The following is a 13,245-nucleotide window of genomic DNA, read 5'->3' on the forward strand; positions in this document are numbered from 1 at the left end:
GTTTCTCATCATGATGAAGGTGGTGGACCAACTGGCGCACGGGGTGCGCGCGGCGTAGTGAAAATTGGCACATAGACCGCGAGAAATCCGGTAAAGGCCACAAGCCAAAAACCACCAGACACCCAGATTGACAGGGCATAGATTTCGCCGCCGAACGTTCCGCCTGCCCAACGTACAATCCCCGCAAAAGGCAGCGCCACAAACCCAAACGCAACCGGCCGCGCCACCACCAGCGCAAGACCTGCATGACCAAGGCTTGCACGCGCCATCACAGCGAACGTCATGCCACCGACGCCGCTAATGGCGATAAAATGTAACCCTGCCACCTCGGAGAGAGAGGTAAAGGGCGCAAGCCCTTTGAGCACCAATCCCGCACCTACTGAGGCGTAACTTAGATGTAAGCTCCACAAGATTGGCTGGCTCCACTGAAATCGCGTGTGCCACACTCCCACCCGAACCAATGCAAAAATACCAGCGGCGAGGTAAACCACGCCACTTACCACGGTCCCATCGCTCAACATCGCAACGAGCGGCAACGTAGCTGCCAAACCAATGGCCAAGGGCGTAAACAGTTTGGGATCACTCGGTGTACCGCTTTCAATGCCTGCACGATGCATCGCATTGCGCGTAAACGCAGGCGTCACGCGCCCACCTAGAACGATGATCATGCCCACAAGCGCCATCAATCCGCCACGCAGGCCAATCCCTGCGGTCGCTTTCGTGACATCCATCCACTCCAGATGCACCAGCAAGTTCGCGGTCCAGAAAAATGTGAGGAACAACAAGAACACCATGTTCTGCGGCTTTGGCTTTCTGAGAAGTTGTGAGGCAATTTTGGCTCCGAGAACGGGCGCAAACGACAGGTCAATCACCGCCACAGCGACAGGAGGTAAAACTCCCGACATCCAAACGACCACACGACCCGCAATCCACAAACCCGCAACAAAGGCAATGAACCGATGAGGCGCGGCTTTCGCCCCTGTCCAGTTGGGCACCGCAGTCAGAAAAAAGCCACCCAAAGCCGCCCCGCCGTAGCCAAAGATCATCTCATGCCCATGCCACAGATGCGGAGCCATCGCAGTAGGGAAATCCGGATTGCCTCCCAAATTCAATACCACCTGATAGGCAATCCAAACGAACATGGAGAGAAAACCAAAGACTCCCGCCCCCAAAAAGAAGACGCGGAATCCTTCTCCAACGAGAAGACGGAAGACCTGTTTCATCGTGAAAACCCTCGTTGCAAAAGCGTTGCTTTATGGGGCCCCAAAATGTCGCACCCCACCTTAACATTGGTCAAGGAGACAACCTCACAAAAGCGTGATGCTCCTCGCAGCTTAAACAGCTCATCGGAGTATTTAAAATGTCCACCAGAGCCACCAAACTCAAACGTTCCTTGCTTGGCACAGTTGCCTTAATGCTCGCTGGCGGCCTTACGCCCGCGCTTGCACAAGACAACTCCCACGGCAGTGATCCGGCAGCCGCGTATTCCCCATCCATGACAACACTCGGAGAAATTCACGTAGAAGTCCCAGGGATGCGTCCAGGCGATCCCGTCATGACCAACGCCGAATTCCAAGACGCCACCACAATCTATTTCGAACGTTGTGCTGGCTGCCACGGTGTGCTGCGCAAAGGAGCCACGGGCAAACCACTGACCACAGACATCACGCGCGACCACGGCTTCGACTATCTGGAAAGCATTCTGACCTACGGCTCGCCCGCAGGGATGCCCAACTGGGGCACCTCGGGCGAATTGTCCGAAGAAGAGATCAACCTCATGGCACGCTATCTGATGCTTGAGCCACCTGCGCCCCCCGAGTGGGGCATGCCAGAAATGCTTGATAGCTGGGAGGTTATCGTGGCTCCCGAAGATCGGCCCACCGAAAAACTCAATGACATAGACCTCGAAAACCTCATGTCTGTGACATTGCGTGATGCGGGACAAGTCGCCCTGATCGACGGCAACACCTATGAAATTCGCACCATCATCACCACCGGCTACGCCGTCCACATCTCGCGCGTTTCGGCCTCTGGACGCTACCTGTTCGTCATCGGACGCGACGGCCTTGTCAATATGGTGGACCTGTGGATGGAAGTTCCAGATACGGTTGCCAAGATTAAAATCGGCATGGAGGCACGTTCCGTTGAGACCTCCAAATTCGAGGGCTACGAGGACAAATTTGCTGTCGCAGGTGCCTACTGGCCACCACAGTATGTCATCATGGATGGCGACACGCTTGAGCCGCTAAAAATCGTCTCGACCCGTGGCAACATCTACGACGAACAGACCTACCACCCCGAGCCTCGCGTCGCCTCTATTTTAGGCTCACACTACAAACCCGAGTTCATCATCAACGTGAAAGAAACGGGCAAGATTTTGATGGTCGATTACTCCGACCTGAAAAATCTCAAAACTGTCGAGATCGAAGCCGAACGCTTCTTGCACGATGGTGGCCTTGATAGCACTCACCGCTACTTCATGGTGGCCGCGAACGCGCGCAACAAAATTGCGGTTGTGGACACCAAAGAGGGCAAGTTGACCGCAATGATCGAAACCGAGGGCCAAACACCTCACCCCGGTCGCGGTGCAAACTTCATGCACCCTGCGTTCGGTCCCGTTTGGGCCACATCGCACTTGGGTGATGAGAGCATTGCGTTGATCGGAACCGACCCCGAGGGACATCCTGAGCAAGCATGGACCCTTGTAGACAGCTTCTACGGTCTGGGCGGCGGATCGCTCTTTATCAAAACCCACCCCAACTCGCAGCACCTCTATGTCGATGCCACCCTCAACCCTGATGAGGAAACATCTTCGTCGGTTGCTGTATTCAACATCCCCGACTTCGACGATGATCGCGAGACAGAGGAAGAGTATACTATTCTCCCAATCGGCGAGTGGGCAGGGATTGAAGGTGGCCAACCCCGCGTCGTTCAACCCGAGTTCAACAAACAAGGGACCGAAGTTTGGTTCTCCGTGTGGAACTCCAAAGACAAAGAAAGCGCCATCGTGATTGTCGACGACGCAACCCTTGAGCTTAAACACGTCATCAAGGATCCGCGCCTGATCACACCAACAGGCAAATTCAACGTCTTCAATACACAAAAGGACGTCTACTAAACCGCGGTAGCATCCTCGGAATTATCGGTGCGCTGTTCGCGTAGATGTCACCGATAAGCACTCCGGCCACGTCTCACCACGTGGCCGGTTTGTATTTACGCCTCCATAACCACGTCAGCACATGCCTCACGCAACATCCCCCGATAACCTAAATCACCTGACTTTGGTCAAGGGAATAAATGCAAACCCGATACATGTTTGTGACATGAGACACGTTTTAACCGTCTTATTATCGGCTCTGCCCACCATAGGTTTTGCATCGGCTCTTCCCCCTTCGTGCCGCAGCTCGGACCACCTATGGCGGGCAGAGGTCCAAACGGACACACTCACGACATGCACTGACACCGCAGTGCCATCTACTGCAAGTCGCGCTGCACCCAATATCCCCCAGTCCATTGACGGAACTTTTCAATGACCAACGATCTGTTTTCTGGCCCTCGCTGGTCACGCCGCAAAATCACCGTTGTACTCTATCCCTTTGCTGCCGCAGCCGTCGCCATCAACCTGTTTATGGCCTCTTTAGTGACGCAGGTTGTCGGCCTTCCTGCCTTACCTCCCGTGTGGGCGCTCGGTCTGTCGTTGCCCTTCGGCGTGCCTGCCGCGATGCTGTTTAGCCGTTGGGTTGAAAGGCTATTGGACGAAGCCTCCAAATAGGCTCCATCCGCATCTCTCGCCTCTTGGATCGATCTGGCCCAGACACAAAAACGCCGCCCCTTAGGAGCGGCGTCTTCACCCGATTTGTTCGCGCGGGTATGTGTGTTAGTTACTCAGCGACGCAAAATATGCGGCCATATCTTCGGCGCCTTTTTTGTGCTTGTAGGTCATTTTGGTTTTGGCACCTTTGTCGCCAGTGGCTTCGATCAGCCACGCTTTTGGATCTTGGATGTAAGCAGCAAGGCTCTCTTCGTCCCAAACGGCGCCTGCTTCGCCAGCGGCAACAATGCTGTCACCGTAACGAAAATCTTCAACGGAACCGACTTGACGGCCAATCACGCCACCCAGATCGGGACCGGTTTTACCACCCTTTTGGATCACGGTGCCATCAGCAGCAGTAATAGAGTGGCAAGCTTTGCATTTCTTGAAATCAGAAGCACCTTTATCTGCATCGCCCGCATAGGCAGTCGACGCCAAGAGTGGCAATGCGCAAAACGCGAGAACGAGAGTTTTCATGTGTGTGTCCCTTCGATAAGTCTATGTCGGATCAAGTGATAAAGGATTCAAGGCGTGCATCCTTGACTATACTCAAGAGGTCACTCGCCTCTTGAGCACTGTGGGCCATGCTTAAACCTGTAGATAAGCCATCCGCAAGTGCCGCGCTCCGTGCCGACACGGATATCTGTTTGGCACCACGCGGGCGCAAAGTACCATCACGCGGGTCAAAAATATGTCCCTGAGTGCCTGCACCATCCAGAACTGTTCCCATCAACGCAGAGGTGGCCAAGGCGCGGTCCCGCAATAGGTGTGGTGCGTTTTCTCCCGCAATGGTGACGGGCCATCCCGCACCATCTTCGTACACGCCAAGAGCCGTAATTTCACCTGTATCTATCAAGACATCGGAGATTCCTTCGGTGCGCAAAAGATGCGCCACGCGGTCCGCAATATAGCCTTGTGCGATGCCGTTGAGCGTCAACGCCTGCCCCTCATCCAGTTGGATCGCGGCACTGTCAAAACGCACACGGTCAAAGCCAATAAGATCCTTCGCCACAGCCAGATCCCTTGCCGCGGGAACCTGCCCCTGTACGGCCGATTGCGCGACAATCTGCCACAAGGGTTGCACGGTCGGATCAAACCGACCTTCGGTGATTTCATGGACCCGACGCACCACGGCCAGACAATCGAGCAACTCGAACGCAGGCGCATCCAGACGCCCTCTTGCGTTCAACCGCATCAAATCACTATCGGCACGAAAGAGGCTAAACACTCCTTCAAGGCGGGCGATCTCCGCTTGCGCCCGCGTTGCAATCGCCGCCGCGTCGGGGTGGTCGAGAATGATCTGCGCCCGCGCGCCAAGCGCAATGCCGTTCCAGCGGTAAGGCGTGGCCCGCGCCACCCCCGCGCTCAAACAGGCCGCAGACGCAATGGTAAGAAATCGGCGTCGAGAAAGGGTCATGGATCACTGTCCTTTATAGCTGGTCAGCGCGTTCAACCGCGCCGCAATATCGTCTTCGCCCTGTGCCGCCTGCGCCCCCGCGTCGGGCGCGCCCAGAACATCCTGCGCGGTGATCGCGTCAAAGGCGCGGATCTCGCCGCCGTGACGCGCGGCAAACGCCTCCGCCGCCGCTCGCATGGCGAAGGGCACAAATTCGGGCGCGTCCATGCCTCCCATCATGTCTGATCCGATCACATAGACCGCCTCGGAAACCTCCACCCACGGGCCAGGCTCCTCCCACGTTCCCGTGGACATCTCCTGCACATAGGTGGCAACAACCGCGTGGCTTTGTTCGGGCATATGCAGGTAGGCCACGGCGTCTTTCACCTGTGAGAAAAACAGCGGCGCGGGCATGCCATCAAGGTGGATTTGCCCCTTTGGCCCGTCATGTTCCAACAGCGCCATTTGGCAATAATAACCCGCCGCTTCCGCCGTGACATCAACGGGGTCGGGCAAGGCCGCGCTCTCTTGTTGGCACGCCGACAGCAAAGCCGCACACAGGACGAGGGAAAGACGAGCGATCATGGTTGCACCTTTTGAAATGCGAGACGCGCAAGGCCAAGGGCCAAGAGCGGCCAGAGTAAAAGCGACATAAGCGGCTTCCAGATTGCGATGGCATTTGCGGCCCCCGACAGGCCCGACACCGCGCCCACAGCGTCCGAGGCCGCGAGGTTGAAAATGCGAAACGCATCGGCAGGATTGAGGACAAGCGCCCATGGGAACACCTGTGTCGTAAACGACCCGCCGTCATCGGCGACAATCGCGGCCAAGAGTGCCAGATCGTAAAGCACAATCGCTATGAGCCACAAACCAATGGCCATCGCCGCCGCCCCTGAGGGCCGCCGCGCAAGGCATGACATGAGGTAGCCGAGCGACAAGAACACCGCCCCCAACAACACCGAAGTCCAGATCAAGCGCCACAGCGCAGGCAAGCCGTTTACGGCCATGCTGCCCCCCGACCAAAACGCGGCCAAGGCAGCCACACCGTATCCCGCCACGACCGCCACCGCGACCACGGCCAGTTGTGCGGCGAGTTTGCCAATGAGCAATTCGGTGCGCGACAGCGGGTAAGTCAGATGCAGCGGCAATGTGCCCCGCTCGACCTCGCCCGCGATGGCGTCAAACGAGATCAACAGCGCGATCAGCGGCACCAGATAGACCGACAATGAGGTCAGAGAGGCGACGGTCACGGAGAGCGGATCAACGGCCAAATCGCCCGAGGGCGCGGAGCCTGCCGCCGACAGGACAAGCGAGAACAGCACCATCATGGCCACCGCAACAGAGACCCAGCGGTTGCGCAGGGCAATCGCGAATTCGATGCGGGCAGTGGAGAGGAAACGGTTCAACATCATGCGGCCTTTGAGCTGATATGAGCGTAGATATCGTCAAGCGACGGCGGATGAATATCGAAATCTTCGATCTGGTCGGCGGCGGCGGTGATCCGCCCGAGCACGTCGAGTTTTTGGGCTTGGGCGAAGTCCATCACCCATTGGCCGTTGTGCTCTTTCGCTTCGGGGAAGCGTGCCGCCACATCGGCCCCCTGCCCCGCACGTGGGCGCAAGGAAACGGTGAGTGGCAAGGCCGCCTCGGTGCGCAAATCGCCCAAGGTGCCTTCGGTGACTTTGCGCCCTTTGGACAAGATCACGATACGGTCCGTGCGGGCCTCGACCTCCGAGAGCGCGTGGGACGACAGCAAGATCGCGGTGCCGTGGGCGGCCAATTCGTCAAGCAACGTGTAGAACTCGCGGCGCGATACGGGATCAAGGCCCGAGGTTGGCTCGTCGAGGATCATCAAACGCGGCGCGCCGATCAATGCTTGGGCCAGTCCGACGCGTTGGCGCATGCCCTTGGAATAGGTGCCGATCCGGCGGCGTGCCGCGTCGCCAAGTCCCACCCGTTCCAACAGCTCCTCGGCCTTGGACACAGGTTCGCCGCGCAGGCGCAGGAAGTGGCGGATTTGCTCGCGTCCCGTCAGCGCAGGATGGAAGGCCGCGTTCTCGGGCAGATAGGCCGTCAACGCGCGCGCCACCACCGATCCGGGCGCATGTCCCGCAATCGCCAGCTCACCGCCATCGGCAGTGATGAGGCCAAGCACGAGTTTCATCAAGGTGGATTTACCCGCCCCGTTGTGACCCAAAAGGGCCACACGCTCGCCCGCCGATACCGACAAGGACACATCGTCCAAGGCGGTCTGACTGCCGTAGCGTTTAGTGAGATGCGAGAGGGTCAAAATCGTCATCACGATCTCCGTTTGCCCAAAGCGGTGTGCCCTGCGCCAAAAGTTGAAAGGAGTGCGGCACGTCACGCACTGGCGCGGATGTGAGCGGATGGCTATCCACAACACCGCCTGTTTGCGTGGCGGGAAACTGTTCTTGCGACCACCGCACGAGTTGCACAGCGGGCGCCCCAAGCAACAGTTTCGCGGCCGGTTGCGACCATAGGATATGGTCCATTAAATCATTGGGACGGTAGATGCTGTCAGCCCGCGCATCGCCATCAAGATCAAAGGCGGGGTGATCAGACCAATAGTTGCCCGTCCCCTCGTGCGACCATTCGACATCGCGCGTGCCCACGTATTTGACCTGCGTGCGATTGCCGATAAAGGCGTTCTTGGTGATGGTGTTGCGCTCTGACCCCGCGGTGAAATGCACGCCTATATCGCAGCCCTGAAACGTATTATCCGCCAACAGGTTCTGGTGCGAGTTGTAGACAAAGACGCATTTTTCCGTCCCGCCCGTCACCAGATTGGCAAAGATATCCGACTTGTTGGTAAAGTTGAGCATGACCCCGTGGTCACGGTCATTGATCGAAATATTATCCCGCGCCACGATCCGGTCCGAGTACATCATCGCAAACCCGAGGTGGTTGCCGATGGACACGTTGCCCGCGATCAGGCTGTCGTTGGTATACATATAATGGATGGCGAACCGCAGATCGCGCATCAGATTGCGGCGGTAGGTATTGTCGCGCGACGTGTTCGAAAAAATCCCGTCCCGCCCGTAGCGGATTTCATTGTCCTCAACCACCGATCCCGGAGCGTTCCAGACATAGACACCATTGCCGCGATCATTCATCCGCGCCAGTCGCAGACCCTCGATCCGGTTGCCCTTCACCAGCGCATCGCGCGCCCCATGAATATCCACACCCACAAGATTGCCAACAATGTCATTGTCGATCACCCGCGCACGCGTGGCCTTCTTCGTCAGCTTCACGCCTGCATCAATCGTATCATGCGAGCGACCCGATCCGGTCAGGGTCAGCCCCGTCACCGTCACATCGGCGGCATCAATCGTGATGACGGAGCCCTCCCTTGCTCCGTCAATCACTACGCCCTGCTCGCCCGAAAGGCGCAGCGGGACGTTGATGCTCAGCGGGCCAAAGTACTGGCCCGCCGAGAGAACGATCTCGTCGCCCGCCACGGCTTTTGCCACGGCGGAGACGAGGGCCCCGTCGCCCGGATGCACCACAATCCGCTCCGCGACCACAGGGGACGCGCACAGGGCAGCGGCAACAATGAGTGCAACGAGACGGATCATCAGGCTTTAGGCTCCACGAACATACGGCCGCGCATTTCCATGTGGAGTGCGTGACAGAACCACTGGCAATAGTACCAGTAGACACCGGGTTTGGCGGCGGTGAAGGTCACCGAAGCGGTCGCCTGTGGTCCGACTTCCATTGCGACGCCGTGGTTGCCTAGGGTGAAGCCGTGGGTCAGGTCGTCGATGTCATCAAGGTTGGTGACATAGACCGTCACTTCGTCGCCCTCTTTAACCGTGAAGCTCTCCAGCGAGAACTGCGGCGCTTGGCTCGACATGTAAACGCGCACCTTGTTCCCGTCGCGGATTACCTCTTCCTGCCAATCGTCGAGATCGACACCATCCGCCTCGGCCTGCGCCCGCGCATCAGCCCACATCGGATCGTTGCGGTCCCAGACATCCACGGGATTGACAATATCACGCCGCACCAGAGTCACGTCATGCGGTTCGGCAAAGGTCGGTCCGTCATGCACGACCTTCATGTCGTCGGTCGCAATGTCGATGATCTGCTCGTTCTCGGGCTTGAGCGGGCCAACATTGATAAAGCGGTCCTTGGAGAACTTGTTCAGCGAGATCAGCCACTTGCCATCCGCCTCTTTGGTCTCGCCCATGGTGGTGTGGTTGTGACCGGGCTGATAATGCACATCGACCTTCGAGACGATCGGGTCCACATCCGCGCCGTTATAGGCCTCAACCGCCTTGGCGATGTCCCACTTCACGATCTGGCTGTCGAGGAAGAGGGTCGTATAGGCAAACCCCTTGCCGTCATATGCGGTGTGAAGCGGGCCAAGACCCAGTTCGGGTTCGGCCACCACAGCCGAACGAGGCTCGGCATCGGCGTCGAACAGCGCGTCCAGCTTGGTCACGTCCAGCACGGTACAGGTCGGCGACAGCTTGCCGGCCACCACAACGTGTTTCATGTCGGGGGCTGTGTTAATGCCGTGCGGGCTGTTGGGCACAGGAATGTAGCGGGTGTATTTCTTGTTCTGTCCCTTGCGCCCGTCGATGACCTTCACGCCGTTTAGCTCGATATAGTCACCTGCGGCGATGCCCGCTTCGATCTCTTTGATGTTGAAGACGACGACGTGATCCATCTCCGCTTCCATCATCTCGGCAAGGTTCATCCCCATTTCCGAGTTGTAAGAGGTCGAGAAGGCGTATTTGCCCTGATAGTCGCAATCGGTGTTGTCGAGGTTGCCCGACACCATCACCTGCCACGAGATATCCATCGTATCACCGTCAATCGCGGTGAAGAAGTTTACATATTTTTCTGGCTCGTCGAGCACCGAACCGTCATTGACCATGGGTGTTTCGTCTTCGCCATTGGCAAAGACATACCCCGTGCGCGGGAATTTCTGCGGACGCAGACCGTGGATCGCCTTGGCATTCGGAATGTCGATGATCTTGTCGGTTTTCATCACGTCACAGCGAATACGGGCCACACGGGTGTTGGCCTTGTCGTTCACAAAGATGAAGCGGCCGTCGTAGGTGCCATCGGTGAAGGACATATGCGGGTGGTGCAAATCGCCGTTATCGTGAACCTTCTTGCCCTGCGCCGCCAGAAATTCCTTGGTCTCCGGCAGCATGTTCTCGGTGAGGACTTTGAGCGACTCATTGGTCTGACCCCAACCCGTTGCAGAGCAGCGGTTGAACACAGGCACCCGCATCAATTCGCGCATCGACGGGAAGCCGAGGATACGCAATTCACCCGTCTGGCCCGAAGACCAGAAGCCGTAATACTCGTCCAGTTCGCCAGGAACGGGACTGAGGTGATCGGTGGTCTGCGCCATCGCGTTGCCCGTGCCCGCAGCCGTCGCAACAGCCGCACCACCGGCCAGTAATCCGAGCCTGCCGCCTGTGCCACCTACAATCGCCGCGCCCGTGGCGGTTGCGCCCATGAAACCACGACGGCTCAGACCGCCTTTGATTTCGTTTTTCATTTTGTCAGACATGGGGTTTCCTTTCCCTATTTGCCAATATTCGGATGGTTTGCCAGCGCAGCTGCCTTTGCTCCCGTAAGAACAGGGGCCGTGACCGCAGCGCGACGTTTGAGTTGTTTGATGACCACAGGACACTTGTCCTCGGATTGGTACAGCACCTGACAGTGCATACAGTTCACGCATTCGTTGGGGTTGATTTCGCCCGTGGGATGGATGGCCTGCACAGGGCATTCATGCGCACAGGTCTGACAGGGGCTTCCGCATTCCTTGTAACGCTTGAGCCAATCGAACATGCGCAGCCGCGCGGGGATCGCCAGAGCCGCGCCAAGCGGGCACAGGTAGCGACAATAGAACCGCTCCACGAAAAGCCCCGCGATCAACAGCGCGCCTGCATAGGCCACGAAAGGCCACGCCCGAACGAACTTGAGAATGATCGCGGTCTTGAACGGCTCGACTTCCGCGAGGTGTTCGGCCTGCTCGATGGAGTAAAGCGACACCCCGAACAGCCCGAGGAAGATCATGTATTTCACCGCCCAGAGCCGTTCATGCAGCCCCCAAGGCAGGGTCCATTGCGGAATGCCGATCTTACGCGCGATCTGGTTGGTGATCTCCTGCAAGGCACCAAAGGGACACAGCCAGCCACAATAGGCCCCCCTGCCCCAGAACAGCAGCGCCGTTGCAACCGAGAACCACAGGATGAAGGTCAGCGGATCAAGCAGGAACGCCTGCCAACTGAATTCCGTCGTCAGCGCCCCGAAAAGCGCCATGAGGTTGACCACGGAAAGCTGCGCATTGGCATAGAAGCCCACGAAAACCAGCGTCACGGTCAGAAAGCTCATGCGGAACCAGTAGGTGAACCGCGCCGAGCGGGTCACAAGCATCTGGAAAAAGAAGGCCGCCGTCAGCACCACCAGCATCACAAGCAGGCCGATCACCTCCGCCGTCTTGTCCTCCCAAATCCGCTTCCACAGCGCGTTCTGCGCATCGGTCTCGCTTGTATCCTCGACGGCCAGAGCAGGCGCAGGCGCGGCCAGAGGCGTAAGGAAAGTATCAGGCAGGCGGTAGCCCAGATCATAGGTCAGAAAGACCTTCTCAATCGCCGCCACATCGCGCTGCACCAAGAGCTGGATGCGGAACGGTTTGGTCGGGTCAAAGCCCACATCGGCGGGAATCTTGAACAGGTCTTTTTCGATGAAATCGGGCGCATCCCCCATGGCCAGCGTGCCAATCCGCTGATGCCCGCGATCACGGAAGCGCACCGACACATCGTCTTGTATCAGCACGATACGGTCGAAAATCCCGCCACGGACGTAACCCGACCCTTTGAACGAGTAGAGCCCGCGCCCGAAAATCGCCACCGCGTGTTCGCCCTCCTCCAGCCACTCGGTCAGATTGCGGTTTTCCGCTTCGCCAAGGATCGCCTCGCCAATCGCGGGGACCGAGACAAGTGCGGCCTGCATGTCGATGAAGGTTGTCTCGGGCGGCTCGGTCAGCGCGCGTTTGGCCGTGCGCGGATCGCCCAACTCCTCGAAAGCGCCATTCACCTGCCCCACGTCGAGCGTCAGGCGGCGCACCGTCCCGTCACCCTCCATCTGGGTCCAGCTTTGCGGCTGCGCGGCCTCCGTGTTGATGGCAAACTTCGGCCCCGTGTCGGCCTCCTCGTGCAGACCACCAAGGCCAAGCGCACGCGCCACCTTCAGCCCCGAACGGATCACGCTGTCATCAATGACCATGATCGTCACGGTCGCGCCCGAAATGATGTTGAGGTCATGCGCCGAGCCACCCGCCGCCGCCTCGTCAACAAGGCTCACGCCGATGTAATCGACCATCATCGCCTTGATCTTGCTGTCGGGGATACCGATCAAAACAATCGGCTCGGAGTGTTTCACCAGATCAATGCCGAGAATACGCGCATCCGCATCCACCGCGACCATCGTGTGAATGGGCTTGCCCGAATAGCCCGTGGTGCCCACGAAATCCGAGGTGACGAAGACATAGCCGATCTGCTCGCCACCCTTGAGCAAGGGTGCGACAGGCACATCCTCGCGGATCGGACCATATCCGTCCGCGCCTTCGACAAGATCAGCGGGGGAAACTTTGGAGAGATATTGCGCAAGAACCGGCTGGGCTGTCTGCGCGTGAGTATCGCTGGTCAGAGAAACGACAATTAGAACCGTCGCGAGAAGCAAACAGGCGGTATGCCGAAAACGAATGAGGAGCGAATGAACAAAACGGCTGGGCATTCTTTAGACCTTGCTTTGGGACGGGGGGCCACGAGACGGATACTCGACGCGATCTGCTCGCGCGGGCAGGGATATCAGAGCCAATGAAACAGAAACGTCGCGGGCAGTGGGAACGGACATATCCGAAGGCGCACTAAACGAGGCGAGGGGTACAAGAGAACAATCGGCGCAATGCGCACAATCTCTTGTGGATGCTGGCGCAACTGCGTTGCCGTTGCGATCAATCTGAACCGTTTCGGCTCCATCGGTCGAGCAGATG

At 58.2% G+C, this 13,245-nt stretch carries 11 protein-coding genes; 2 read left to right on the forward strand and 9 right to left on the reverse strand.

The genetic code is table 11. From position 1 onward, the window contains the following. Positions 1-8: 8 nt before the first annotated feature. Positions 9-1,223, reverse strand: a complete 1,215-nt coding sequence (locus ACN0TS_RS06280; RefSeq protein WP_417258483.1) for an NnrS family protein — start codon at positions 1,221-1,223, stop codon at positions 9-11. Positions 1,224-1,360: 137 nt separating this feature from the next. Between ACN0TS_RS06280 and ACN0TS_RS06285 the strand changes: the two genes are divergently transcribed. After that, entirely contained in the window at positions 1,361-3,118 is a 1,758-nt protein-coding gene (locus ACN0TS_RS06285) for a cytochrome D1 domain-containing protein (RefSeq protein WP_417258484.1), read from the forward strand. Positions 3,119-3,529: 411 nt separating this feature from the next. Next, a complete protein-coding gene (locus ACN0TS_RS06290; RefSeq protein ID WP_417258485.1) occupies positions 3,530-3,772 on the forward strand; it encodes a hypothetical protein in 243 nt (80 codons plus the stop codon). Between the two features lie 105 nt (positions 3,773-3,877). Here the strand turns inward: ACN0TS_RS06290 and ACN0TS_RS06295 are convergent, their stop codons facing one another. Genes ACN0TS_RS06295 through ACN0TS_RS06330 form a run of 8 tightly spaced genes read right to left on the reverse strand, consistent with a single transcriptional unit; the run spans position 3,878 to position 12,986 of the window. After that, a complete protein-coding gene (locus ACN0TS_RS06295) occupies positions 3,878-4,288 on the reverse strand; it encodes a c-type cytochrome (RefSeq protein WP_417258486.1) in 411 nt (136 codons plus the stop codon). 31 nt (positions 4,289-4,319) lie between these two features. Beyond that, entirely contained in the window at positions 4,320-5,228 is a 909-nt protein-coding gene (locus ACN0TS_RS06300) for an FAD:protein FMN transferase (protein ID WP_417258487.1), read from the reverse strand. Positions 5,229-5,231: 3 nt separating this feature from the next. Further along, positions 5,232-5,792, reverse strand: coding sequence for a nitrous oxide reductase accessory protein NosL (locus tag ACN0TS_RS06305; RefSeq protein WP_417258488.1), 561 nt, complete (start codon positions 5,790-5,792; stop codon positions 5,232-5,234). Then, the gene (locus ACN0TS_RS06310) at positions 5,789-6,616 is read right to left on the reverse strand and encodes an ABC transporter permease (RefSeq protein ID WP_417258737.1); all 828 of its coding nucleotides are present in this window, start codon (positions 6,614-6,616) and stop codon (positions 5,789-5,791) included. The genes ACN0TS_RS06305 and ACN0TS_RS06310 overlap by 4 nt, the downstream gene beginning before the upstream one ends. Further along, positions 6,616-7,506, reverse strand: a complete 891-nt coding sequence (locus ACN0TS_RS06315; RefSeq protein ID WP_417258489.1) for an ABC transporter ATP-binding protein — start codon at positions 7,504-7,506, stop codon at positions 6,616-6,618. Before ACN0TS_RS06315 ends, ACN0TS_RS06310 begins: the two co-directional genes overlap by 1 nt. Then, a complete protein-coding gene (locus ACN0TS_RS06320; protein WP_417258490.1) occupies positions 7,475-8,803 on the reverse strand; it encodes a nitrous oxide reductase family maturation protein NosD in 1,329 nt (442 codons plus the stop codon). Before ACN0TS_RS06320 ends, ACN0TS_RS06315 begins: the two co-directional genes overlap by 32 nt. Then, positions 8,803-10,755 (reverse strand): TAT-dependent nitrous-oxide reductase, encoded by a 1,953-nt coding sequence (gene nosZ, locus ACN0TS_RS06325; RefSeq protein ID WP_417258491.1) that lies wholly within the window; start codon positions 10,753-10,755, stop codon positions 8,803-8,805. The genes ACN0TS_RS06320 and nosZ overlap by 1 nt, the downstream gene beginning before the upstream one ends. Before the next feature lie 14 nt (positions 10,756-10,769). Next, positions 10,770-12,986 (reverse strand): 4Fe-4S binding protein, encoded by a 2,217-nt coding sequence (locus tag ACN0TS_RS06330; RefSeq protein ID WP_417258492.1) that lies wholly within the window; start codon positions 12,984-12,986, stop codon positions 10,770-10,772. Between the last annotated feature and the right edge of the window lie 259 nt (positions 12,987-13,245).

The organism is Celeribacter sp. (genome assembly GCF_048266405.1).
In the GTDB taxonomy this organism is placed as follows: Bacteria; Pseudomonadota; Alphaproteobacteria; order Rhodobacterales; family Rhodobacteraceae; genus Celeribacter.

What these genes read in the sequence shown, in the direction of transcription:
- ACN0TS_RS06280 (WP_417258483.1), bottom strand. Translation starts at nt 1,223, where the DNA reads ATGAAACAGGTCTTCCGTCTTCTCGTTGGAGAAGGATTCCGCGTCTTC.
- ACN0TS_RS06285 (WP_417258484.1), top strand. Translation starts at nt 1,361, where the DNA reads ATGTCCACCAGAGCCACCAAACTCAAACGTTCCTTGCTTGGCACAGTT.
- ACN0TS_RS06290 (WP_417258485.1), top strand. Translation starts at nt 3,530, where the DNA reads ATGACCAACGATCTGTTTTCTGGCCCTCGCTGGTCACGCCGCAAAATC.
- ACN0TS_RS06295 (WP_417258486.1), bottom strand. Translation starts at nt 4,288, where the DNA reads ATGAAAACTCTCGTTCTCGCGTTTTGCGCATTGCCACTCTTGGCGTCG.
- ACN0TS_RS06300 (WP_417258487.1), bottom strand. Translation starts at nt 5,228, where the DNA reads ATGACCCTTTCTCGACGCCGATTTCTTACCATTGCGTCTGCGGCCTGT.
- ACN0TS_RS06305 (WP_417258488.1), bottom strand. Translation starts at nt 5,792, where the DNA reads ATGATCGCTCGTCTTTCCCTCGTCCTGTGTGCGGCTTTGCTGTCGGCG.
- ACN0TS_RS06310 (WP_417258737.1), bottom strand. Translation starts at nt 6,616, where the DNA reads ATGTTGAACCGTTTCCTCTCCACTGCCCGCATCGAATTCGCGATTGCC.
- ACN0TS_RS06315 (WP_417258489.1), bottom strand. Translation starts at nt 7,506, where the DNA reads ATGACGATTTTGACCCTCTCGCATCTCACTAAACGCTACGGCAGTCAG.
- ACN0TS_RS06320 (WP_417258490.1), bottom strand. Translation starts at nt 8,803, where the DNA reads ATGATCCGTCTCGTTGCACTCATTGTTGCCGCTGCCCTGTGCGCGTCC.
- nosZ (WP_417258491.1), bottom strand. Translation starts at nt 10,755, where the DNA reads ATGTCTGACAAAATGAAAAACGAAATCAAAGGCGGTCTGAGCCGTCGT.
- ACN0TS_RS06330 (WP_417258492.1), bottom strand. Translation starts at nt 12,986, where the DNA reads ATGCCCAGCCGTTTTGTTCATTCGCTCCTCATTCGTTTTCGGCATACC.